At 61.4% G+C, this 23,866-nt stretch carries 18 protein-coding genes, 6 tRNA genes and 1 pseudogene; 6 read left to right on the forward strand and 19 right to left on the reverse strand.

Translation table 11 applies throughout. From position 1 onward, the window contains the following. Nucleotides 1–431: 431 nt before the first annotated feature. The 5 genes from asd to leuC form a co-directional block, all read right to left on the reverse strand. A complete protein-coding gene (gene asd, locus ACE4QZ_RS18815; protein WP_021784927.1) occupies nucleotides 432–1,544 on the reverse strand; it encodes an aspartate-semialdehyde dehydrogenase in 1,113 nt (370 codons plus the stop codon). A 63-nt stretch (nucleotides 1,545–1,607) separates the two neighbouring features. Further along, nucleotides 1,608–2,690: a 3-isopropylmalate dehydrogenase gene (gene leuB, locus ACE4QZ_RS18820; RefSeq protein ID WP_003247194.1), complete on the reverse strand. Its 1,083-nt coding sequence runs from the start codon at nucleotides 2,688–2,690 to the stop codon at nucleotides 1,608–1,610. A 54-nt stretch (nucleotides 2,691–2,744) separates the two neighbouring features. Further along, nucleotides 2,745–3,509: a class I SAM-dependent methyltransferase gene (locus tag ACE4QZ_RS18825; RefSeq protein WP_103462821.1), complete on the reverse strand. Its 765-nt coding sequence runs from the start codon at nucleotides 3,507–3,509 to the stop codon at nucleotides 2,745–2,747. Nucleotides 3,510–3,656: 147 nt separating this feature from the next. Then, on the reverse strand, nucleotides 3,657–4,301 hold the full coding sequence (gene leuD / locus ACE4QZ_RS18830) for a 3-isopropylmalate dehydratase small subunit (protein ID WP_003247192.1): 645 nt from the start codon (nucleotides 4,299–4,301) through the stop codon (nucleotides 3,657–3,659). Beyond that, nucleotides 4,298–5,731, reverse strand: a complete 1,434-nt coding sequence (gene leuC / locus ACE4QZ_RS18835; protein WP_103443905.1) for a 3-isopropylmalate dehydratase large subunit — start codon at nucleotides 5,729–5,731, stop codon at nucleotides 4,298–4,300. The genes leuD and leuC overlap by 4 nt, the downstream gene beginning before the upstream one ends. Nucleotides 5,732–5,862: 131 nt before the next feature. Between leuC and ACE4QZ_RS18840 the strand changes: the two genes are divergently transcribed. Then, nucleotides 5,863–6,741: a LysR family transcriptional regulator gene (locus ACE4QZ_RS18840; protein ID WP_021784929.1), complete on the forward strand. Its 879-nt coding sequence runs from the start codon at nucleotides 5,863–5,865 to the stop codon at nucleotides 6,739–6,741. Nucleotides 6,742–6,802: 61 nt separating this feature from the next. After that, entirely contained in the window at nucleotides 6,803–10,099 is a 3,297-nt protein-coding gene (locus ACE4QZ_RS18845) for a bifunctional diguanylate cyclase/phosphodiesterase (RefSeq protein ID WP_103443904.1), read from the forward strand. An 89-nt stretch (nucleotides 10,100–10,188) separates the two neighbouring features. Here ACE4QZ_RS18845 and ACE4QZ_RS18850 read toward each other — a convergent pair whose 3' ends face one another. The 5 genes from ACE4QZ_RS18850 to ACE4QZ_RS18870 all read right to left on the reverse strand — a co-directional run bounded on the left by ACE4QZ_RS18850 (nucleotide 10,189) and on the right by ACE4QZ_RS18870 (nucleotide 13,813). Then, on the reverse strand, nucleotides 10,189–10,632 hold the full coding sequence (locus ACE4QZ_RS18850) for an Hsp20 family protein (RefSeq protein ID WP_019437397.1): 444 nt from the start codon (nucleotides 10,630–10,632) through the stop codon (nucleotides 10,189–10,191). 188 nt (nucleotides 10,633–10,820) lie between these two features. Further along, nucleotides 10,821–11,792: a tRNA dihydrouridine synthase gene (locus ACE4QZ_RS18855; RefSeq protein ID WP_101195969.1), complete on the reverse strand. Its 972-nt coding sequence runs from the start codon at nucleotides 11,790–11,792 to the stop codon at nucleotides 10,821–10,823. A 51-nt stretch (nucleotides 11,793–11,843) separates the two neighbouring features. Then, entirely contained in the window at nucleotides 11,844–12,278 is a 435-nt protein-coding gene (locus ACE4QZ_RS18860; protein WP_003247186.1) for an acyl-CoA thioesterase, read from the reverse strand. 101 nt (nucleotides 12,279–12,379) lie between these two features. Further along, on the reverse strand, nucleotides 12,380–13,258 hold the full coding sequence (locus tag ACE4QZ_RS18865; protein ID WP_101195968.1) for an alpha/beta fold hydrolase: 879 nt from the start codon (nucleotides 13,256–13,258) through the stop codon (nucleotides 12,380–12,382). A gap of 15 nt (nucleotides 13,259–13,273) precedes the next feature. Next, nucleotides 13,274–13,813, reverse strand: a complete 540-nt coding sequence (locus tag ACE4QZ_RS18870; RefSeq protein WP_021784933.1) for a TetR/AcrR family transcriptional regulator — start codon at nucleotides 13,811–13,813, stop codon at nucleotides 13,274–13,276. A 288-nt stretch (nucleotides 13,814–14,101) separates the two neighbouring features. Here ACE4QZ_RS18870 and ACE4QZ_RS18875 point away from each other — a divergent pair, with 288 nt between their 5' ends. Beyond that, nucleotides 14,102–15,442, forward strand: a complete 1,341-nt coding sequence (locus ACE4QZ_RS18875) for a DUF6861 domain-containing protein (protein WP_031322717.1) — start codon at nucleotides 14,102–14,104, stop codon at nucleotides 15,440–15,442. 11 nt (nucleotides 15,443–15,453) lie between these two features. Next, nucleotides 15,454–16,062 carry a GAD-like domain-containing protein gene (locus ACE4QZ_RS18880; RefSeq protein WP_021784999.1) on the forward strand — a complete coding sequence of 203 codons (609 nt, stop codon included), beginning with the start codon at nucleotides 15,454–15,456 and terminating at the stop codon, nucleotides 16,060–16,062. A 23-nt stretch (nucleotides 16,063–16,085) separates the two neighbouring features. On the opposite strand, the pseudogene ACE4QZ_RS18885 reads toward ACE4QZ_RS18880, so the two are convergent. The 8 genes and pseudogenes from ACE4QZ_RS18885 to gltX all read right to left on the reverse strand — a co-directional run. Beyond that, nucleotides 16,086–16,298 (reverse strand): annotated as a pseudogene (locus ACE4QZ_RS18885) (transposase domain-containing protein); the annotation flags it as partial. Nucleotides 16,299–16,390: 92 nt separating this feature from the next. After that, nucleotides 16,391–16,466, reverse strand: a tRNA-Glu gene (locus tag ACE4QZ_RS18890). 42 nt (nucleotides 16,467–16,508) lie between these two features. Continuing rightward, nucleotides 16,509–16,584: transfer RNA gene (locus ACE4QZ_RS18895), tRNA-Ala, on the reverse strand. 61 nt (nucleotides 16,585–16,645) lie between these two features. After that, nucleotides 16,646–16,721: transfer RNA gene (locus ACE4QZ_RS18900), tRNA-Glu, on the reverse strand. A 42-nt stretch (nucleotides 16,722–16,763) separates the two neighbouring features. Further along, nucleotides 16,764–16,839 (reverse strand) — tRNA-Ala (locus ACE4QZ_RS18905). Nucleotides 16,840–16,890: 51 nt separating this feature from the next. Then, nucleotides 16,891–16,966, reverse strand: a tRNA-Glu gene (locus ACE4QZ_RS18910). 72 nt (nucleotides 16,967–17,038) lie between these two features. Next, a tRNA-Ala gene (locus ACE4QZ_RS18915) sits at nucleotides 17,039–17,114 on the reverse strand. A 280-nt stretch (nucleotides 17,115–17,394) separates the two neighbouring features. Next, entirely contained in the window at nucleotides 17,395–18,876 is a 1,482-nt protein-coding gene (gene gltX, locus ACE4QZ_RS18920) for a glutamate--tRNA ligase (RefSeq protein ID WP_010952995.1), read from the reverse strand. A gap of 143 nt (nucleotides 18,877–19,019) precedes the next feature. Here gltX and ACE4QZ_RS18925 point away from each other — a divergent pair, with 143 nt between their 5' ends. Further along, a complete protein-coding gene (locus ACE4QZ_RS18925) occupies nucleotides 19,020–20,075 on the forward strand; it encodes an HlyD family secretion protein (RefSeq protein WP_021784996.1) in 1,056 nt (351 codons plus the stop codon). Nucleotides 20,076–20,124: 49 nt separating this feature from the next. Next, the gene (locus tag ACE4QZ_RS18930; RefSeq protein ID WP_172402858.1) at nucleotides 20,125–21,615 is read left to right on the forward strand and encodes an MDR family MFS transporter; all 1,491 of its coding nucleotides are present in this window, start codon (nucleotides 20,125–20,127) and stop codon (nucleotides 21,613–21,615) included. A gap of 127 nt (nucleotides 21,616–21,742) precedes the next feature. On the opposite strand, the gene uvrB is transcribed toward ACE4QZ_RS18930, so the two are convergent. Beyond that, a complete protein-coding gene (gene uvrB, locus ACE4QZ_RS18935; RefSeq protein WP_021784995.1) occupies nucleotides 21,743–23,758 on the reverse strand; it encodes an excinuclease ABC subunit UvrB in 2,016 nt (671 codons plus the stop codon). Between the last annotated feature and the right edge of the window lie 108 nt (nucleotides 23,759–23,866).

Consider the following 23,866-nt stretch of genomic DNA (forward strand, 5'->3'; position numbering starts at 1 on the left):
GCTGGCCGCATCTTCGTCGGGCAAGGGTCCGCTATGAGGGGCGTGCGGGGGGCGTGAGGGATGACGGGGATGACGGGGGATGACGGGGGATGACGGGGGGATGACGTGGCATTTGCAGTGTTTGTGAGATCGAGCGCCGCCCGCGCGGCGCATCGCGAGCTGCGCTCGCTCCTACGTTTGTTTCGGGCCAGTCACGCCTGTTACAGGCGCGCGCGACCGCCTTGTTTGTACGACGTGATAATGCGCCATGCGCCAAGGCGTTCGCGCGCAAATGGCACAGGAATGATTGGCCAGAAACAAACGTAGGAGCGAGCGCAGCTCGCGATGCGCCGCGCGGGCGGCGCTCGATCTCGCACGCGCTGCAAACCTTACCCCCGGATACAAAAAAACCGCGCCGTTGCCAGCGCGGGTTTTTGGTCAAAACAGAACGATCAACGCTCCAGCAGAATCCGCAACATGCGGCGCAGCGGTTCGGCGGCGCCCCACAGCAGCTGGTCACCCACGGTGAACGCGCCCAGGTACTGCGACCCCATGTTCAGCTTGCGCAGGCGGCCAACCGGGATGTTCAGGGTGCCGGTGACCTTGGTCGGGCTCAGCTCCTGCATGCTGATTTCACGCTGGTTCGGCACCAGCTTCACCCAAGGGTTGTGCTGGCTGATCATGCCTTCGATGTCGGCGATCGGCACGTCCTTGTTCAGCTTGATGGTCAGCGCCTGGCTGTGGCAGCGCATGGCGCCGATGCGCACGCAGATGCCGTCGACCGGGATCGGGCTCTTGAAGCGGCCGAGGATCTTGTTGGTTTCGGCCTGGGCCTTCCACTCTTCGCGGCTCTGACCGTTCGGCAGTTCCTTGTCGATCCACGGGATCAGGCTGCCCGCCAGCGGCACGCCGAAGTTCTCGGTCGGGAACGCTTCACTGCGCATGGTCTCGGCAACCTTGCGGTCGATATCGAGGATGGCGCTGGCCGGGTTGGCCAGGTCATCGGCCACTGCCGCGTGGGTAGCGCCCATCTGCTTGATCAGCTCGCGCATGTTCTGCGCACCGGCACCCGAAGCCGCCTGGTAGGTCATGGCGCTCATCCACTCGACCAGACCGGCCTCGAACAGACCACCCAGGCCCATCAGCATCAGGCTGACGGTGCAGTTGCCACCGATGTAGTTCTTGGTGCCGGCGTCCAGTTGCTGGTCGATGACCTTGCGGTTGACCGGGTCAAGGATGATCACCGCGTCATCCTGCATGCGCAGGGACGAAGCAGCGTCGATCCAGTAACCCTGCCAGCCGGCTTCACGCAGCTTGGGGAAGACCTCGTTGGTGTAGTCGCCGCCCTGGCAGGTCAGGATCACGTCGAGGGTCTTGAGTTCTTCAATCGAATAAGCGTCCTTGAGGGGCGCTGTATCCTTGCCCACGTTCGGACCCTGGCCACCAACATTGGAGGTAGTGAAGAACACCGGCTCGATAAGGTCGAAATCCTGCTCCTCCAGCATCCGCTGCATGAGCACGGAACCGACCATACCGCGCCAACCGATCAGACCTACACGTTTCATCGCAACTACACCTTTGCTAAAAGTGGGCCGCCACCGGGAATTTTGGGGGGCGGGCCAGAGAGATTACAGATTCCGCAGCGCTGCGACTACTGCGTCGCCCATTTCCTGCGTACCAACTTTGCGGCAGCCTTCCGAGAAGATGTCGCCGGTGCGCAGACCCTGGTCCAGAACCAGGCTCACGGCCTTCTCGATCGCCTCGGCGGCAGCCGACTGATTGAAGCTGTAACGCAACATCATCGAGACCGACAGGATGGTCGCCAATGGGTTGGCGATGCCAAGGCCTGCGATGTCCGGTGCCGAGCCGTGGCACGGCTCGTACATGCCCTTGTTGTCGGCATCCAGAGACGCCGAAGGCAGCATGCCGATGGAACCGGTCAACATGGAAGCTTCATCCGACAGAATGTCACCGAACATGTTGTCGGTCACCATCACGTCGAACTGCTTGGGTGCACGCACCAGCTGCATGGCAGCGTTGTCGACGTACATGTGGCTCAGTTCCACGTCCGGGTAGTCCTTGGCCACGTCTTCGACCACTTCACGCCACAGCTGGCTGGAGGCCAGAACGTTGGCCTTGTCCACCGAGCACAGTTTCTTGCCGCGCACGCGGGCCATGTCGAAGCCGACACGGGCAATGCGGCGCACTTCGCTTTCGCTGTACGGCAGGGTGTCGTAGGCCTGGCGTTCGCCGCCCTCCAGCTCGCGCTGGCCGCGCGGGGCACCGAAGTAGATGCCGCCGGTCAGCTCACGGACGATGAGAATGTCCAGGCCCGACACGATTTCCGGCTTCAGCGACGAGGCATCGGCCAGTTGCGGGTAAAGGATGGCCGGGCGCAGGTTGGCGAACAGGCCCAGTTGCGAGCGGATCTTCAGCAGGCCGCGCTCCGGGCGAATGTCTCGCTCGATCTTGTCCCACTTCGGCCCGCCCACAGCCCCCAGCAGCACCGCATCGGCCTTGCGCGCACGCTCCAGGGTTTCGTCGGCCAGCGGCACACCGTGCTTGTCGATGGCCGCGCCACCAATCACGTCGTGCGCCAGGCTGAAGCCGAGCTGGAACTTGTCGTTGGCCAGCTCCAGTACCTTGACCGCTTCGGCCATGATTTCCGGGCCGATACCGTCACCTGGGAGAATCAGAATCTGCTTGCTCATGCTTTCCTCTATCCATTCACGCGGTGCGACCAAGCGGGCCCCACCGAAAAGTGCTTAACGCTCGGCCCACAACACCAGCACATCCGTGCTGAATGAGCCGTCGGCCTCGATCTGGTAATACTGCCGTACTTCTTCGCCCATGGCTTGCTGCAACTGGCGGATGGCCGCGCGCATCGGCTCGGGGGTGCGCATGCGCTCAACCCAGGTGCTCCACTCCAGGCGCAGCGGTTGGCGGGTGTGGCTGCGCACGCGCAGGCCGGCCTCGCTGACCTGCCGCTGCCACTCGGCGGCGGAATAGTCGCGCACATGGCTGGTGTCGCGCAGCACTTCGACCGTTTGCAGGTAAGTGTCGAGCAGCGGGCTGCCCGGCGACATCACGTCGATGAACGCCGCCACACCCCCTGGCTTGAGGACCCGGCGCACTTCGCGCAGAGCCAGGCCCAGGTCGCTCCAGTGGTGGGCCGAATAACGGCTGAAGACGAAGTCGAACGATGCATCGGCGAACGGCAGGCGTTCGGCAGCGCCGCGTTCGGTAATGATATTGCCCAGGCCGCGTTCGGCGGCGGCGCTGGCGACCACGTCGAGCATGGATTGAGAGAGGTCGTAGGCGACCACTTCGTTAACCAGCGGGGCGACGTGGAAGCTGACATGACCGGCACCGCAGCCCAGGTCCAGCACGCGGGCATGGGCCTGCCCTGCCAGCTCAGCCTGCAGCAGGGCGAATTCACTGCCTTGGGCGTGCACGGCGCTGCTGAGGTAGGCGCTGGCCTGTTCGCCGAACTGGCGTTGGACCACATCGGTGTGCTGGGTGCTGGTCATGTCTCGTTCCTTTAGAGTTTTGTTGCCTGTGCCGGCCCTTTCGCGGGCATGCCCGCTCCCACAGGACCTTCATGGCCCTCAGGGCAGGTGATATCCCTGTGGGAGCGGGTTTACCCGCGAAGAGGCCGGCACTTTCACCTACGAACTTCAGGCATCACGGAACAGCCAAGGCTGGCTGGCACGGTGCTTGGCTTCGAAGGCCTTGATCGCATCGCTGTCCTGCAGGGTCAGGCCGATATCGTCCAGGCCGTTGAGCAGGCAGTGCTTGCGGAACGCATCGATCTCGAAGTGCAGCACCTTGCCATCCGGGCGGGTCACCGCCTGCGCCTGCAGGTCAATGGTCAGCTGGTAGCCCGGGTTGGCTTCGACCTGCTTGAACAGCTCGTCGACTTCCTCATCGCTGAGAATGATCGGCAGCAAGCCGTTCTTGAAGCTGTTGTTGAAGAAAATGTCGGCAAAGCTCGGCGCAATGATGCTGCGGAAGCCGTACTCATCCAGCGCCCAAGGGGCATGCTCACGGCTGGAGCCGCAACCAAAGTTTTCCCGCGCCAGCAACACGCTGGCACCCTGGTAGCGCGCGTGGTTGAGCACGAATTCCTCGTTGACCGGGCGCTTGCTGTTGTCCTGGTAGGGCTGACCCACGTCCAGGTAACGCCACTCGTCGAACAGGTTCGGGCCAAAGCCGGTGCGCTTGATCGACTTCAAGAACTGCTTGGGGATGATCTGGTCGGTATCGACGTTGGCACGGTCCAACGGTGCGACAAGGCCAGTGTGCTGGGTAAAGGCTTTCATGCTGCGCTCCCTTGGATCAACTCGCGGACATCAATGAAGTGGCCGGCTACCGCGGCAGCGGCGGCCATGGCCGGACTGACCAGATGGGTACGGCCACCGGCGCCCTGACGGCCTTCGAAGTTGCGGTTGGAGGTGGACGCGCAGTGCTCGCCGCTTTCCAGGCGGTCCGGGTTCATCGCCAGGCACATCGAGCAGCCTGGTTCACGCCATTCAAAACCGGCTTCGAGGAAGATCTTGTCCAGGCCTTCACGCTCGGCCTGGGCTTTGACCAGCCCCGAGCCCGGTACCACGATGGCTTGCTTGACGCTTGCGGCCACCTTGCGGCCCCTGGCGATTTCCGCCGCTGCGCGCAGGTCCTCGATTCGCGAGTTGGTGCACGAGCCGATAAACACACGGTCGAGCTTGATATCGGTGATCGCCTGGTTGGCGGTCAGCCCCATGTACTTCAAGGCACGCTCGATCGAACCACGCTTGACCAGGTCGGCTTCGGCTGCCGGGTCTGGCACACGCTGGTCGACAGCCAGAACCATTTCGGGCGAAGTGCCCCAGCTGACCTGTGGCTTGATCTGGCTGGCATCCAGTTCCACCACGGTGTCGAATACGGCGTCGTCATCCGACACCAGGTCTTTCCACGATTCGACCGCTTGCTTCCACTGCTCGCCCTTCGGCGCGTACGGGCGGCCTTCGACGTAGGCAACGGTGGTGGCATCGGTCGCCACCAGGCCCACGCGGGCACCGGCTTCGATGGACATGTTGCAGATGGTCATGCGGCCTTCCATCGACAATTCGCGAATGGCACTGCCGGCGAATTCCATGGCGTGACCGTTGCCACCGGCGGTGCCGATCTTGCCGATCACGGCCAGCACGATATCCTTGGCGGTAACGCCAGCCGGCAACTGGCCTTCCACGCGCACAAGCATGTTTTTCATCTTCTTGGCGACCAGGCACTGGGTGGCGAGCACGTGCTCGACCTCAGAGGTGCCGATGCCGTGGGCCAGGGCACCGAAGGCGCCGTGGGTGGAAGTGTGCGAGTCGCCGCAGACCACGGTCATGCCTGGCAAGGTGGCGCCCTGCTCCGGACTGATGACGTGGACGATGCCCTGGCGCTCGTCGTTCATCTTGAATTCGACGATGCCGTATTCGTCACAGTTCTCGTCGAGGGTTTTCACTTGCAGGCGCGACACCTGGTCGACGATCGCCTCGATACCACCCTTGCGCTCTGGGGTGGTCGGCACGTTGTGGTCCGGCGTGGCGATGTTGGCGTCGATACGCCACGGTTTGCGGTTGGCCAGGCGCAGGCCTTCGAAGGCCTGGGGCGACGTCACTTCGTGGATGATGTGGCGGTCGATGTAGATCAAGGACGAGCCGTCATCACGGCGCTTGACCTCATGGGCTTCCCAGAGTTTGTCGTAGAGCGTTTTGCCAGCCATCAGACTGTTCCTCATCAGCGTCTTTCTATGCCAAAGACCCCTTGGCTTGTACGGACGATGCTATGGGGTTAGATTGAATAACTCAAATTCATAATTTTTATGCTTTGGATAACCCAAAGGAATACCACACCATGGACCTGGCCAACCTCAGCGCCTTCATCGCCATTGCCGAAACCGGTAGCTTTTCCGGCGCAGCCGAGCGCCTGTTCCTGACCCAGCCGGCCATCAGCAAACGCATCGCCGGCCTGGAGCAGCAACTGGACGTGCGCCTGTTCGACCGCCTGGGCCGCGAGGTAACCCTCACCGAAGCCGGGCGCGCCCTGCTGCCGCGGGCCTACCAGATCCTCAACGTCCTTGATGATACCCGACGGGCGCTGACCAATCTGACCGGGGCCGTGAGCGGTCGTCTGACCCTGGCCACCAGCCACCACATCGGCCTGCACCGCCTGCCCCCGCTACTACGGGTTTTCACCCGCCAGTACCCGGCAGTGGCACTGGATATTCAGTTCATGGATTCGGAACAGGCCTACGACGAGATTTTGCATGGCCGAGCCGAAATCGCCGTGATCACCCTGGCGCCCGAGCCACACCACTTGATCAAGGCCGTGCCAGTGTGGGACGACGCCCTGGACTTCGTCGCCGCCCCCGAGCACCCGCTGGCCAGCAACCAGGCGGTCAGCCTGGCTGACGTCGCCCGCCACCCGGCGGTATTCCCCGGCGGCAATACCTTTACCCACCATATTGTCCAGCGCCTGTTCGAAAGCCAGGGGCTGATGCCGAACATCGCCATGAGCACCAACTACCTGGAAACCATCAAGATGATGGTGTCGATCGGCCTGGCCTGGAGCGTGCTGCCACGTACCATGCTCGACGAACAGGTTGCACCCATCGCTTTGCCCGGCATACAGCTTTCGCGCCAGCTAGGCTACATTCTGCACACGGAGCGTACGCTATCGAATGCGGCCAGGGCATTCATGGCCCTGCTCGACAGCCACTCAGAGCCCACCTGACCGGCTGTCAGCCAGCCATTTCGATTCCAAGGACACGTCATACGCCACAGGTCTGGTACCGATGCCCAAATCAGCAAACCGCTTTTTGCGCCTGCCGCGCATACCTGCAGCTGATCCCCAAGAGTCCGAGCAGGCCTGGCAGAACGCCCCGCAACTGCTGGCAGCGCTCAACGGCGCACGCCTGGGCGCCTGGCTATGGGATATCGAAAGCGGCAGGGTCAGTTGGTCGCGGGGCACCCAGGCCCTGTTCGGTTTCGACCCACAGCAGCCACTGCCTGCCGACATCGATTACCTCGACCTGCTGCCCGAGGAAGACCGCGCCCGTACGCGCCAGGTGTTCCAGGCGGTGGTCAACGGCGAGCCAGTGGAGCAGGCCATGCGCCACCGTATCCGCTGGCCGGATGGCAGCCTGCACTGGCTGGAGATCAACGGTAGCCTGACCCACGACCTGCACGGCCGGCCGCAGATGATCGGTGTGATCCGCGAGATAACCCGCCAGCGCGAGCGGGAAACGGCGCTGATCAATTCGGAAAAGCGCTTCGCCACGCTGTTCCACCTGAGCCCCAACGCCATTTTGCTGACCCGCCGCCACGATGGCATGATCTTCGAGGTCAACCAGCACTTCGAAGACATGTTCGGCTGGCCCGGCAGCCAGGTGATCGGCAAGACCAGCCTGGAACTGGGCCTGTGGGTCAACCCCGAACAGCGCCACCAGATAATCGATTCGACCCGCGCCAACGGCGGCCCGCTGATCATGGAGGTGCAATTCCGCGCATCCAGCGGCAAGGTGCATGACGGCATCCTGTGCACCCAGGGCATCGAACTGGAAGGCGTGACCTTCCTGATCAGTACATTCGTCGACACCACCGAACGCAAGCGCGCCGAGCAGGCCCTGAAGGACAGCCAGGAGCGCCTGGACCTGGCCCTGGACTCAGCGCAACTGGGCACCTGGGACTGGCACATCCCAAGCGGCATGCTCTACGGCTCGGCCCGCGCCGCGCAGTTGCATGGCTTGCCGCCCATCCCCTTTCATGAATCGTTCGATGCATTCTTCGAGGGTGTGCCGGAGCAAGAGCGCAACTCGATGCGACAGGCCTACCGTAGCCTGCGCGAAGGGCCTGCCGGCAACTATCAGATCACCTACAGGGTGCAGCTGGAAAACGGCGCTTCACGCTACATAGAAAGCCGCGCGCGGCTGTACCGCGACGACCAGGGCATCCCCTTGCGCATGGCGGGAACCTTGCTCGACATCACCGACCAGGTGGAACGCGAACAGCGCCTGAGCGCCTCGGAAGAGAAGTTTGCCAGCCTGTTCCAGGTCAGCCCCGACCCGATCTGCGTCACCCGCCAGGACACCGGCCAGTTCATCGAGATCAATCCGGCGTTCACCCAGACCTTCGGCTGGAGCAGCGAGCAGGTGCTTGGGCGTACCGCAGAGGAGATCGGCCTGTGGGCCGAGTCCATCGAGCGCGCGCGGCGCATCGAGCAGGTGATCCGCGAACAGGCCTTGAGCAACGTCGCCGTGGTACTCAACCACCGCAATGGCGCGCCCCTGACCTGCGTGATTTCCAGCCGCCTGATCACCGTCGACGACCAGCCCTGCAGCGTTACCACCCTGCGCGACATCACCCAGCAACAACGCGCCGAAGCAGCGCTGAAGTCCAGCGAGGAGAAGTTCGCCAAGGCCTTTCACTCCAGCCCCGACGCCATCACCATCACCGAACGCCACAGCGGCCGCTACCTGGAAGTCAACGACGGCTTCTGCCGCCTGACCGGCTACAGCACTGCCGAAGTGGTCGGCCACACGGTGTACGAGATCGGCATCTGGGCCGACGACAAGCAACGTAGTGCATTACTTGCCGAACTGCGCGAGCGCGGCCGGGTACACCACCGCGAGATGCTCGGGCGCAACAAGCGTGGCGATATCCTCACGGTCGAGGTTTCGGTGGAACCGATCACCCTCAACGAAGTGGACTGCCTGCTGCTGACCGCCCGTGACGTGAGCCAGTTGAAGAACGCCCAGGCGCAGATACGCCACCTGGCCTATCACGACCCGCTGACCAACCTGCCCAACCGCGCCTTGCTGATGGACCGCCTGAGCCAGCAGATCGCCCTGCTCAAGCGCCATAACCTGCGCGGCGCCCTGCTGTTCCTCGACCTTGACCACTTCAAGCACATCAACGACTCGCTGGGCCACCCGGTGGGCGACACCGTGCTGAAGATCATCACTGCCCGTCTGGAAGCCAGCGTGCGCCTGGAGGACACCGTGGCACGTCTGGGGGGCGACGAATTCGTCGTGCTGCTCAGCGGCCTGGAAGGGAGCCGCGAACACGTGGAAGAGAAAGTACGCGAGCTGGCCGACACCCTGCGCGAACTGCTGGCCGAGCCAATGTCACTGGATGGCCAGCGCCTGCAGGTAACGCCCAGCATCGGCGTGGCGCTGATCCCCGACCACGGCACCACACCGGCCGACCTGCTCAAGCGTGCCGATATCGCCCTGTACCGGGCCAAGGACTCCGGTCGCAACACCACCCAGCTGTTCCACACCACCATGCAGAAGGCCGCCAGTGAGCGCCTGCGCATGGAAAACGACCTGCGCCTGGCCTTGGCCCGTGGCGAACTGGCGCTGCACTTCCAGCCACAGGTGGATGCCCGCGACAACCGCATCGTCGGTGCCGAAGTACTGCTGCGCTGGCACCACCCGCAACTGGGCCAGCAACCGCCCTCGCAGTTCATCCAGGTACTGGAAGAAAGCGGCTTGATCCTTGAAGTTGGCAGCTGGATTCTCGACGAAGCCTGCGACGCCTGCGCCCGCATGCTCACCGACGGGTTGATCGACGCTGATGATTTCAGCCTGTGCGTGAACATAAGCCCGCGACAGTTCCGTCAGAACGACTTTGTCGGGCGGGTGCTGCGCAGCCTGGACGATTACCGCCTGCCGCGGCAGATGCTGACGCTGGAAATCACAGAAGGCATCGTCATCCAGAACCTGGAAGACACCATCAGCAAGATGCGCGAGCTGAAGGGCTACGGGGTGAGTTTCGCCATGGATGACTTCGGCACCGGCTACTCCTCGCTGACTTACCTGAAACGCCTGCCAGTGGATGCGCTGAAAATCGACCAGAGCTTCGTACGCGATGCACCGGACGACCCCAACGACGCAGAAATTGTCCGCGCCATTGTCGCCATGGCCCGCAGTCTGGACCTGGCGGTGATTGCCGAAGGGGTAGAGCTGACCGAACAGCTGGCGTTTCTTGAGCGACTGGGATGCCATCTGTACCAGGGCTATCTGCACAGCCGGCCATTGCCGCTGTCCGAGTTCCGTCAGATATTGCTGGAGGCGCCGGCAGATTACTGATGGCCTGAATGTACGCCCTGCACGAGACCGCATGAGGACGCACGAAAAAGGGCACCCCTGGGGGGGTGCCCTTCTTCATTGCAGCGCGATCAGTTCAGCGCTGGTTTCTCGCCATTGATCGGGATGCGTTTGGCCTTGGCTTCTTCTGGCACGATGCGCAGCAGGTCGATGCTGAGCAGGCCATTGGCCAGTCCGGCGGCCTTCACTTCGATATGATCAGCCAGGCGGAACGACAGCTTGAAGGCGCGTTGTGCGATACCCTGGTGCAGGTAGGTCACTTCAGCGGCGCTATTGTCGCGCTTGCCACCGGTCACGGTCAGGACACCTTTTTCGACCTGCAGGTCGAGGTCCTCTTCCTGGAAACCGGCTGCAGCAACCACGATGCGGTAGTGGTCATCGCCATGCTTTTCCACGTTATAGGGCGGGTAGCTGCTACCGGCCTCGTTACGTGCCGCTGATTCGAACAGGTCGTTGAAACGGTCGAAACCAACGGAATGACGGAACAGTGGAGCAAGAGAGAAAGCAGTAGTCATGGTCATAAACTCCTGAGATTCAGCAAGTAAGTCATTACGCGACCCGGCTTCGGCATCGCGTACTCAAAAGATATGGCCGAGGGAAATGCTTTCAAGGGGCAAATAGAAAAAATCTGATTTTTTGCATGGGGCCTGACGGCGCCTTCGCGGGTGAATCGTACAGGTGCAGTACCCGCGAAGAGGCCTGCTCAGGCGACGCAAGCCTCCAGGGCTTGAGTCTCAACCCCCAGCAACCGGCTGATCCGCGCGCAGTCATCTTCCCGGCGCAACTCGGCAAACAACACCACCGCTTCGGGGTAACTGCGAGTCAGCATCGCCAGCCACTGTTTCATTCGCCCCGGTGCATAACGCGGCGACAATTTAGCCTGAGCCTGGCGCCAGAACTCACGCAACAGTGGCAGCAAGTCATCCCAGCTCATCGGCTGATAGTCGCGCCCGTCCCGCGCCGCTGCAATCTGCAGGCCCAGGTCCGGGCGCGATACCAGGCCGCGGCCGAGCATGATGTCTTCGGCACCACTGACCTCGCGGCAACGCCGCCAGTCATCGACCGTCCAGATTTCGCCATTGGCAAACACCGGCACCTTGACCACATCCTGTACCCGCGCCACCCACTCCCAATGCGCTGGCGGCTTGTAACCCTCAACCTTGGTCCGTGCGTGCACCACCAGGTGTGCCGAACCACCTTCGGCCAACGCCGTGGCGCACTCCAGTGCACCGTCGGGGCTGTCGAAGCCCAGGCGCATCTTCGAGGTCACCGGGATATTCGCCGGTACTGCACGCCGCACTTCACGCACAATGGCGTGCAGCAACTCCGGCTCTTTGAGCAGTACCGCACCACCGCGCGACTTGTTCACCGTCTTTGCCGGGCAACCGAAGTTCAGGTCGATCACCGGCGCCCCAAGCTCGCAAGCCAGTGCGGCGTTTTCCGCCAGGCATACCGGGTCCGAACCCAGCAATTGCACACGCATGGGCACACCGGCAGCCGTGCGCGCGCCTTGGCGCAACTCAGGCGCCAACTTGTGGAACGAGGACGCCGGCAACAGACGGTCGCACACGCGAATGAACTCGGTGACGCACCAGTCGATACCGCCCACGCGGGTCAATACGTCGCGCAGGATGTTGTCGACCAGCCCCTCCATGGGGGCCAGGGCAATTTGCATGTCGGTGTCTCAGCGGAAAAAGCCGGCAGTTTAACAAAAATTGCCGGCGGCTCAGGCACCGATCAGCGCCGGGCCGTAACCCTCGACGAATTCCGCCGGCATGCGCCTGGGCTTGCCGCTGGACAGCTCGATGCAGGCAAATGTGGTTTGCGCGCGCAGCAGCGTCACACCATCGCGGGGGCGCTTGAGCTGAAAACGCCGGGTCATGCGCAGGCGCTGGTCCCAGTCAATGATCCAGGTGGCCAGTTGCAGCTCGTCGTCCTCATAGGCAGCGGCCAGGTAGTCGATTTCGTGGCGCACCACGGCCATCGCCCGGTCAAGGCGCCGGTATTCGGCCAGGTCCAGCCCCAGGCGCTGGGAATGGCGCCAGGCGCAACGCTCAAGCCAGGTAACGTAGACCGCATTGTTGGCGTGGCCAAGGCCGTCGATGTCCTCGCTGCCCACGCGCAGGTCGATGACGAAGGGTGTTGCCAGGTCCCAGCTCATTTTCGCTTCCTTGGCGCAAAAGGCGATTTAGCAGCGATCTGCAGGACAATGTCCAGCCCCTGTGAGCCTGACGCGGCTGTTATAGAGGGCTTGCCCGCGAATCAAACAGCGCGGCGGATGGCACCGGCGATGCCGGTGTTCACGGCTGAAGCGGCTCCTGCACTGACCGCATCAACCCGTGCCAGCAGTTCGAGCACGGCTTCACTCAGCCGCGGATCGGCCAGCACCCGCTGGTGCCCCCCCTCTTCCAGCAGCATCAGACGGCTGTCGAACCAGGCCTTGTGGATGACATGTGCCTCATCTGGGGGCACGAGAGCATCATCGGTGGCATGCACCACGAGCCCCGGCAGCTCCAGCTGGTAACCAGCGACATCCAACCGCGCAATCTGCATGCCCACATCGCGCTCAACCTGGCGAATGAACGCTGCCCGCGCCCGTGCTGGCAGCCCCAGACGATGGGCGAAACCACGTAATACACTCAACAATTGCGCCGGGGCCGCAATGCTGACAGCCGCCTCTGCGCGCAGGCCCATCTGTAAAGCCAGCAGCACGCTCGCCCCACCCATGGAATGGCCAATGACTGCACGCAGCGGCGGCAACTCAGCAGCAGCTTCCAGCAACGCCCGGGCAAACAGCACCACGTTCGCTTGCTCGCCTGGCGAACGGCCATGCCCAGGCCCTTCCAGCGACACCACCGTATGCCCCGCCTGAACCAAGGTTTCGATCAGGGCGGCAAACTGCGTCGGGCGCCCCTCCCAACCGTGCATCAGCAGCACGGTCGGCCCTTGACCCCAGCGCAAGGCAGACAGGCCGAAGCGCAGTGCAATTCGCTCGGCGCTGGCCAACACAGGCAGCTCCCAATCCCGCGGCGGCAGGTTGCGCGGGGTCATGAAGGCTCGGCGCATCTTGCCCGCGACATGCTCGGGGGCCAGGCGGCCCAGGGTGCCATTGACACCGCGAATCCAGCTCAGGGTGGTCATCGCCATGCTCCAGTGTTAAAGCACCGCCGATTTGGCGGCGCGTAAAATACGGTCAGACAGATCACTGGCCCCCAGGGCCCGGGCCAGCGCCAGCCCTCCCACCATCAGGGCCAGGTCGGCCAGCGCTTTGTCGGCATCCTCAGGGCGGTCGACCATCGCTGCAGTCATCAACTCGATGTGCTCGGCCAGCACCTCGCGGAAAACCTCCGGCAGGCGCTGCATTTCGCCCAACGCATTAGGCAGCGGGCATGCATGCACTTCGCAGTCCCGGTGCTTGCGCGAGAGGTAGAAGGCGCCAGCCAGCGCTCGCCGACCGGCGCCATCGAGATTGGGGTCGATCTGGGCGAGCAAGGCTCGGCGCTCACCCAACAATTGGCGGAACGCTTCGAGCATCAGCTCGTCCTTGCTGTCGAAGTGCGCATAGAAGCCACCGACGGTCAGGCCTGCCGCACCCATTACCTGGCTGACGCTGGGCTCGGCCGGGCCGTGCTGGATCAGCGCACTGCGCGCAGCTTCCAGAATGCGTTCGCGGGTTCTGCTCTTCTTGTCGCTCATCTGGCACGCACCAAACAAAATATGATGATCGAAATATTATCCTCATCATATTTTTTTGCAAGCAGAATCTGCGACGCTTGTCGGTAACCGTACGTAGAACACATCTTGCGTAGATTTGCCATCCACCTCCCGATGCGGAAAAGTTTACGATCTCATCGGCCTTTTGCGTCAGCACATCCTTAAGGTACTCTTCTAGGCGATGTCGCTATACCATTTGCCAGTATCCTATCCAGACCAAAAAGCGGGCTGTTGCCCCCTCAAGCACTCAAATTGTCAGGGAGACATCGGGTGTTTTTATCGCATATTGTGCCGTCGTGGCAGCAGATTGAAGATCGGATAAGGCGGGAAATGGGCTATCAAAATGGTGCCCGATATCGAAACCACTGGGGTGAACCTGTCCCTTCCCTGAGCCTCAATATCCGCCGCGTTGCAAGCGTCCGCTCTGCGCTTCATCAGGCTGAGTGGCAAGCGAGTGAGCTACTTCGCCAACGTTTCGCCGATCTCGACATTTCCAGCATCCTCAAAGACCTCATTGATGTTGTCACGCAGATGGCAATGATCGTCGCTGGTAGCACCTTGACCGGAGGTGCTATCGGCGCCGGTGTGGGTGCATTCTTTGGAGGTGCTGGCGCTGTTCCGATGGGGGCTGCGGGGGCTGCAATGGGTTTGCAGGCTAGCAGCTGGATACTGGCGATACTTGGCCTGCAGTCTATTGCAGAATTTTTCGTCGAAGGCTTGCCGCGCATTGGCAGTTATTATCTGACAGGAATTAAAACTGCATGGGAAGGAACACGAGGTGATGATGGTTTAACTCCCTTCAGCCAGGATGATCCCCTAGCAATTCGAAGCGCTGCCCATAACATGGCGCTAGGCCACGTTGAAGTCGTCATTCTGTTACTGGGCGCCATTGTCGAATACTTGACTCGTGGTCGAGGTAACGCTGGCAGGCTAGCATTAGAGATGCGTGCCAGTCCAAAAGGGGCAAGAATTGGCCAGTGGATGGTCGAGCATGAAGATGCGTTGAAGCGCAGACCTGACCTGCAAAAGGCGGAGCCGCTCAGGGGGCCGCTGGCGAGCCAGAAGTCACCTCCAAACCACTCAGAGAGAAGAGACAAAGAGCCCGCCAAGGGTAAGTCGAACACCATGCCGCTGCATGAGGTTGAATGCTTCAAGGCAGATAAAATGCCTGCCTCCAAAATTGGCGAGTTCGAGCGGCAGTTGCAGGGGCAAGAGAACGGGTTGAATCGGCTTACTGTTGATGAGTATTTGAAGAATATTGCTAATCCGGTGAAACGAAGCCCTGCGGCTGCCAAAAAGGCACGCAAGGATCTACAAGATCAATTGGAAGAGCGTTTTCTGAATGATTTTCCAGACTTGGATGTACTCGAAGCGGAGGAAGCTGCAATAAAAAAAGCCAAGGAAACGATGGCAAACCTTGCTGGGCTGCACAACCCCGATCTGAGTGCTGGTGGCAAGGATATCATTGGCGACTTCGGTGACCGACAGGTTAACTCCAGCATTGGGCCTCAGTGGAGACCAAAAATTCAAAACCTTAAAGCAGCTGCTGAGAAGGTACCTGAATCCTTGCGGGATTCAACTTTCCTCAACGTGAAATTACACAAGTGCTGAAGGAGGCATCCGTGGACAAGGTATTTGCTAGATTCCTAGAAAAGTTTGGTAGCCCGGTTGATCGTCAGGAAGTGCCAGCTTCGAGTATCGAGCGTTATAGGGGTAAACTACCCAATCAGCTTCTGGAATATTGGGCTGAGCACGGCTGGTGCGGATACGGTGATGGAATTTTTTGGATAGTGAACCCGCAAGAATACGAAGGAGTGGTGGCTTCGTGGCTTGAGGGAACAGAATTTGAAAAACGCGACACTTACCACCTAATTGCCCGTGGAGCGTTCGGCGATCTCTATCTATGGGGCGAGAAAACGGGATTTTCACTGAAGATAACCAGCGTCTTTTCGCGATGCGTAATTCATGACTTTGAACCCACCCCCGAGCAAATGGATCGTAAGCTTCAAGACTTTATCGTGTCCAGAAAAGTGGACTCTAACGATGTGGAAGATTTGTTCAAGGCGGCAAGAAAAAAGCTCGGCACTCTTCGCCATGATGAGATGTATGGTTTTGTTCCAGCGTTAATGCTTGGTGGGTCGGCATCCCTTGATCATGTTGAGAAACTAAAAGCAGTGGAGCATTTAATTCTGCTGTCTCAGCTCGCAGAGCTTGAGCCATATAGTTTTTAAGGCATGCTTGCCGCCTGAAGTATCTAAGCTAGTTGCCGCTTATGCGGCAGCAATTGATCGATTTCACTGGCCCGCTGCGTCGGCAGCCGCATCAGAACGTCTTTGAGATAGGCGTACGGATCGTGCCCATTCATGCGCGCTGACTGGATCAGGCTCATGATTGCAGCCGCCCGCTTGCCGCTGCGCAGCGACCCGGCAAACAGCCAGTTCGAGCGTCCGAGTGCCCACGGCCGTACGCTTGTCGGGGAAAAATTACTGGAAGGGAAAAACAAAAGGCCCATTCAATAAGCGAATGAGCCTTTAAAGTCCCGCAAAACGCGGGTAAACGTGGCGTCCCCTAGGGGACTCGAACCCCTGTTACCGCCGTGAAAGGGCGGTGTCCTAGGCCACTAGACGAAGGGGACGTAACCTTCGCGAAGATCCACTTGCGTGAACCCTGGCAGAAATGGTGGAGCTAAGCGGGATCGAACCGCTGACCTCCTGCATGCCATGCAGGCGCTCTCCCAGCTGAGCTATAGCCCCGAAACAAAAGGCTCATCAATAATCGACGAGCCTTTTAAAGCCCTGCAAAACGCAGGAAAAGTGGCGTCCCCTAGGGGACTCGAACCCCTGTTACCGCCGTGAAAGGGCGGTGTCCTAGGCCACTAGACGAAGGGGACGTAACCTTCGTGCCGATCCGCTAACGCGAACCGCGGCAAAATTGGTGGAGCTAAGCGGGATCGAACCGCTGACCTCCTGCATGCCATGCAGGCGCTCTCCCAGCTGAGCTATAGCCCCGGATTTCTAGCCTCGCGGCCCAGCGACATACCAACATCGCTTGTGTAAAACTGGCGTCCCCTAGGGGACTCGAACCCCTGTTACCGCCGTGAAAGGGCGGTGTCCTAGGCCACTAGACGAAGGGGACGAACCTTCTTACCTTCAAGACCCGGTTGCTGGACCCGGTCTTGCTTATCAGCCTTGGCTGCTAAGCGGAATTTGGTGGAGCTAAGCGGGATCGAACCGCTGACCTCCTGCATGCCATGCAGGCGCTCTCCCAGCTGAGCTATAGCCCCACAATGTCGCTTTGAACTGAATCGCTGGCTGGGTGCCTGGCGTTTCGTTTTCGTTCATCGCTGTGGACGGGGCGCATATTAAGATCGGATTGCAGGACTGTCAAACTAATTTTCAAAAATATTCAAAAATTTTTTCACAGATAACAATCACTTACCGCCCTGCCCCGGTTTTTTGGGGCTTAGTTGGCCTGTGGGAGCGGGCGTGCCCGCAAATGCGGTATTGAATTTACCATTGCATTCGCGGGCACGCCCGCTCCCACAGGTTAGGTGCAAAGCTGAATCAGGCAATGGAAGCCAACAGCTTTTCCCACTCTTTGTTTTCTTTCTTCGACACCCCACCCAGCAGGTCCAGGGCCTGGCGCAGGCGGTAGCGGGTCAGGTCGGGACCGAGGATTTCCATGGCGTCCAGCACCGAAACCGAGCTGGCCTGGCCGGTGATGGCGGCGAACATCAGCGGCATGGCGTCACGCAGCTTCAGCTCCAGCGCCTCGACCACGGCCTGGATGCAACCGGTGATGCGCTCTTTTTCCCACTGGCGCAGGCTTTCAAGCTTCCACAGGATCAGCTGGATCACCTGGCGTACCTGGTCGGCCGACAGTTTCTTGCTTTCGAACAGCTTGGCGTCCAGCTTGAGCGCGCCTTCGAAGAAGAACCCGCCCAACGGGGCAACCTGGCTGAAGGTTTCTACCCGGCCCTGCACGTGCGGGGCAATCTTCATCATGTAGTCGCTGTTGAACGCCCATTTCTGCAGGCGTGCGGCGAATTCCTCTACCGGCAGCTCGCGCAGCCACTGGCCGTTGAGCCAGGACAGCTTCTCGATGTCAAAGATCGGGCCGCCCAGCGAGATACGCGACAGGTCGAAGTGCTCGACCATTTCGGCCAGCGAGAACTTCTCGCGCTCGTCAGGCATCGACCAGCCCATGCGGCCAAGATAGTTGAGCATCGCTTCAGGCATGAAGCCCATGCGCTCATAGAAGGTGACCGAGGTCGGGTTCTTGCGCTTGGACAGTTTGGATTTGTCCGGGTTGCGCAGCAGCGGCATGTAGCACAGCTTGGGCTGCTCCCAACCGAAGTACTCGTACAGCTTGATCAGCTTGGGCGCCGATGGCAGCCACTCTTCACCACGCAGCACGTGGGTGATGCCCATCAGGTGGTCGTCGACCACGTTGGCCAGGAAGTACGTCGGCAGGCCGTCGTTCTTCATCAGCACCTGCATGTCCATGCGGTCCCACGGGATCTCGACATCGCCACGCAGCATGTCCGGCACCACGCAGATACCTTCGCTCGGCACCTTCATGCGGATCACGTGCGGCTCGCCAGCGTCCAGGCGGCGCTGTACTTCTTCGGCGCTCATCAGCAACGCACGGCCATCGTAACGCGGGGTTTCGCCGCGGGCCTGCTGCTCGGCACGCATCTGCTCCAGCTCTTCGGCGGTGCAGAAGCAGTAGAAGGCGTGGCCGGCGTCTACCAGTTCCTTGGCGTACTTGGCGTAGATTTCGCCACGCTCGCTCTGCCGGTAAGGGCCATGCGGGCCGCCGACATCCGGGCCTTCGTTCCATTCGATGCCAAGCCAGCGCAGGGCGTCGAAGATCTGTTGCTCCGACTCACGCGTGGAGCGCAGCTGGTCGGTGTCTTCAATGCGCAAGATGAACTCACCGCCGTGCTGCTTGGCAAAGCAGTAGTTGAACAGGGCGATGTAGGCAGTGCCGACATGGGGGTCGCCGGTAGGCGATGGCGCGATACGCGTGCGTACGGTGGTCATGGAGAGTCTCGAACGAAAGATGAAACAAAGGCGGGATGTTAGCAGGAGGCGGGCACCGGGCTCCAGCAATGGCGCGAACGTCACTTGTCGACAGGCCCTGTGCCGCTGTTAAATTTGTTTACATTTCTGGAACGATAGTCCCCATGCCTGCCCAACTCAAACGCCGCCTGACGATCTTCTTCACCCTGGTGGCCATCATTGCCCTTGCCTTCCTGGCCCACTGGTACTTCAAGGGCCGCTTCTACGAAAGCACCGACAACGCTTACGTGCAGGGCGAGATCACCCGTATCTCCAGCCAGCTCGGTGCACGCATCGAAACAGTCCCGGTCGCGGACAACCAGCACGTCAACAAGGGCGACCTGCTGGTGCGCCTGGAGCCCGCCGACTTCGAGCTGGCGGTCGAACGCGCCCGCGCCGCCCTGGCCACCCGCGAAGCCGAGTACGCGCAAGCGCAAAGCCGCCTCACCCAGCAAGGCAGCCTGATTGCCGCCGGCCAGGCCCAGCTGGCGGCTACCCAGGCCACTTTCGACCGTTCACGGCTGGACCTGAGCCGCGCCGAGAAACTGCGCAAGCCGGGTTTTGTCTCTGAGGAGCGGGTCACTTCCCTGTCGGCGGACAGCCATGTCGCCGGTTCCCAGGTCGACAAGGCACGCGCCGACCTGCAAAGCCAGCGCCAGCAGGTCACGACCCTGAACGCCGAACTCAAGCGCCTCGATGCGCAAATCGCCAATGCCCGCACCGACCTGGCCCAGGCCGAGCTGAACCTGACCCGCTGCGAAATCCATGCACCGATCAGCGGCACCATCGGCCAGCGCAGTGCGCGCGATGGCCAGGTGGTGCAGGCTGGCGCCTACCTGCTGTCGATCGTGCCGGATGAAGACATCTGGGTGCAGGCCAACTTCAAGGAAACCCAGATCGGCCGCATGCACCCCGGCCAGCGCGCGGAGCTGGTGTTCGACAGTTACCCCGACACACCGATCGAAGGCCGGGTGGACAGCCTGTTCGCCGCGTCCGGTGCGCAGTTCAGCCTGCTGCCACCGGACAACGCCACCGGCAACTTCACCAAAGTTGTGCAGCGCATCCCGGTAAAACTCACGTTCCGCGCCGACAACCCGTTGCATGGGCGTATTCGCCCCGGCATGTCGGTGACCGCCACTGTCGACCTGCGCAGTGAAGACCAAGACCACAATGGCCGGTGACCAACTGCTGCGCCCCACGGCGGAGCCAACCCGGCGCGACTGGATCGCGGTGATGAGCGTGATGCTCGGTGCCTTCATGGCAGTGCTGGACATCCAGATCACCAACTCCTCGTTGAAGGACATCCAGGGCGCACTGTCGGCGACGCTGGAAGAAGGCTCATGGATTTCCACCTCGTACCTGGTAGCGGAAATCATCATGATCCCGCTAACAGCCTGGCTGGTGCAGCTGCTGTCGGCGCGGCGCCTGGCAGTGTGGGTATCCGGCGGCTTCCTGCTGTCGTCGCTGCTATGCTCGATGGCCTGGAACCTGGAGAGCATGATCCTGTTCCGTGCCTTGCAGGGCTTCACTGGCGGCGCGCTGATACCGCTGGCCTTTACCCTGACCCTGATCAAGCTGCCCGAGCACCACCGCGCCAAAGGCATGGCGATGTTCGCCATGACCGCCACTTTCGCCCCCTCCATCGGCCCCACCCTGGGCGGCTGGCTGACCGAGAACTGGGGCTGGGAGTACATCTTCTACATCAATATCCCGCCGGGCCTGCTAATGATCGCCGGCTTGTTATACGGGCTTGAGAAGAAGGAGGCGCACTGGGAGCTGCTGAAAAGTACCGATTACGCCGGGATCGTCACGCTCGGACTTGGGTTGGGCTGCCTACAGGTGTTTCTTGAGGAAGGCCATCGCAAGGACTGGCTGGAGTCGCACCTGATCGTCGGCCTGGGCAGCGTTGCCCTGGTCAGCCTGATCACCTTCGTCATCCTGCAGTTTTCCAAGCCACATCCACTGATCAACCTGCGCATTCTTGGCAACCGCAACTTTGGCCTGTCGAGCATCGCCAGCCTGGGCATGGGCGTGGGCCTGTACGGGTCGATCTATCTGCTACCGCTGTACCTGGCGCAGGTACAGGGTTACAACGCGTTGCAGATTGGCGAGGTGATCATGTGGATGGGTATTCCGCAGCTGTTCCTGATCCCGCTGGTGCCGCAACTGATGAAGGTGATATCGCCCAAGGTACTATGCGCGCTGGGGTTTTGCCTGTTCGGCGCTGCCAGTTTCGGTTCGGGGGTGCTCAACCCGGACTTTGCCGGGCCGCAGTTCAACCATATCCAGATCATCCGCGCCCTGGGCCAACCGATGATCATGGTGACCATCTCGCTGATTGCCACCGCGTATATCCAACAACAGGATGCAGGGTCCGCGTCGAGCCTGTTCAATATTCTGCGTAACCTCGGTGGCGCGATTGGTATTGCCTTGCTGGCCACCCTGCTGGATGCGCGCACCAAGGTGTACTTCGACTACCTGCGCGAATCGGTGGTGCCGAGCAACCCACAGGTGGCTGAGCGGCTGGCGCAACTGGCGGAGCGCTTGGGCAATGACAATGCGGCGCTGGGCAAACTTAGCGAGATTACCCACCAGCAGGCACTGATCATGGCTTACAACGATGCCTTCCACTTTGTCGGGATCGGGTTGGCGGTGAGCATGGTGGCGGTGTTGCTGACCCGCAAGTTGCCGGAGGGGCTGAAGGCTGGGGAGGCCCACTGAGGCTATTACAGATTAGATGCGGTCCCTGTGGGAGCGGGCATGCCCGCGAACACCGGCGCAGCCGGTGCCAGCCACCGCATTGAATTCTTCGCGGGCACGCCCGCTCCCACAGGGCCCGCGCCCGGCTTCAGCTGCTGATCAACCGCTCCCGCAGCTGCGCAATCTCGTCACGCAACTGCGCCGCCGCCTCGAACTCCAGGTCGCGGGCGAACTGCATCATTTTCTCTTCCAGCTGCTTGATGCGCTTGGTGATCTCGCCCGGCGTACGTAGTTCGGCCTCGTAACGGGCGCTCTCCTCTGCCGCCTTGGCCATGCCCTTGCGCTTCTTGCTGCGCGCACCGGGCACGGTGGCGCCTTCCATGATGTCGGCGATGTCCTTGACCACCCCCTTGGGCACGATGCCGTTGGCTTCGTTGAAGGCGATCTGCTTCTCGCGGCGGCGCTCGGTTTCATCAATGGCCCGCTGCATGGAGCCGGTGACGTTATCGGCATACAGGATGGCTCGGCCATTGAGGTTACGTGCAGCGCGGCCAATGGTCTGGATCAGGGAACGCTCGGAACGCAGAAAACCTTCCTTGTCTGCATCGAGGATGGCCACCAGCGACACCTCGGGCATGTCCAGGCCCTCGCGCAGCAGGTTGATGCCCACCAGTACGTCGAAGGTGCCCAGGCGCAGGTCGCGGATAATCTCTACCCGCTCCACCGTATCAATGTCCGAGTGCAGGTAGCGTACCCGTACGTCGTGGTCGGCCAGGTAATCGCTGAGGTCCTCGGCCATGCGCTTGGTCAGCGTTGTCGCCAGCACACGCTCGCCTGCCGCAACACGCTTGCGGATCTCGGACAGCAGGTCGTCGACCTGGGTCAGCGCAGGGCGTACCTCTACCTGCGGGTCGACCAGCCCGGTCGGGCGCACCACCTGCTCCACCACGCGCCCGGCATGCTCGGCCTCGTAGGGGCCTGGGGTGGCCGAAACAAAAATGGTCTGCGGGCTGACATCCTCCCACTCGTCGAAACGCATCGGCCGATTGTCCAGCGCCGAAGGCATGCGGAAGCCGTACTCGACCAGGGTTTCCTTGCGTGAACGGTCGCCCTTGTACATGGCGCCCACCTGCGGGACGCTGACGTGGGATTCGTCGATCACCAGCAGCGCATCGGGCGGCAGGTAATCGTACAGGGTGGGCGGCGGCGCCCCGGCCGGGCGCCCGGACAGGTAACGCGAGTAGTTTTCGATGCCGTTGCAATAGCCCAGCTCGAGGATCATCTCCAGATCGAAGCGGGTGCGTTGCTCCAAACGCTGCGCTTCGACCAGCTTGTTGGCCTTGTGCAGGTATTCCAGGCGATCTTTCAGCTCTTCCTTGATGCCCTCCACTGCTTCCAGCAGGGTTTCCCGCGGGGTGACGTAGTGGCTCTTGGGGTAGAAGGTGAAACGTGGCAGCTTGCGGAAAACCTCACCGGTCAACGGATCGAAAGCGGCGATGTTCTCCACTTCATCGTCGAACAGCTCGATGCGGATGGCTTCCAGATCCGATTCGGCCGGGAAGATGTCGATTACGTCGCCGCGTACCCGGAAGGTGGCGCGGGCAAAGTCCATTTCGTTGCGGGTGTACTGCAGGTCGGCCAGGCGGCGCAGCAGCGCGCGCTGGTCGAGCTTGTCGCCACGGTCCACGTGCAGGACCATTTTCAGGTAGGTCTCGGGGCTGCCCAGGCCGTAGATGCACGACACAGTGGTCACGATGATCGCGTCACGCCGTTCCAGCAGCGCCTTGGTCGCCGACAGACGCATCTGCTCGATGTGGTCGTTGATCGAGGCGTCCTTCTCGATGAAGGTGTCTGACGACGGCACATAGGCTTCCGGCTGGTAGTAGTCGTAATAGGAAACGAAGTACTCCACCGCATTGTTGGGGAAGAATGCCTTGAACTCCCCGTACAACTGGGCGGCCAGCGTCTTGTTGGGCGCCAGCACCAGCGTCGGGCGCTGCACCTGCTGGATGACGTTGGCAATGCTGAAGGTCTTGCCCGAGCCAGTCACCCCGAGCAGCGTCTGGTGCGACAGCCCCGCCTCGATGCCTTCAACCAACTGGCGGATAGCCTCGGGCTGGTCGCCGGCCGGCTGGAAACGTGTGACGAGCTGGAACTCGGACATGAAGGACCTCACGGTGCAGCAGCTGTAAATTTAGCCAGTAGTCTATACCCAAATGCGCCCGTTCGGGGGCGCTTTCAAGGCACAGGTGTGGGCCTGTGCAACGGTGGA

Origin of the sequence: Pseudomonas sp. DCA-1, assembly GCF_046523955.1 — a bacterium.
Taxonomy (GTDB): domain Bacteria; phylum Pseudomonadota; class Gammaproteobacteria; order Pseudomonadales; family Pseudomonadaceae; genus Aquipseudomonas; species Aquipseudomonas putida_Y.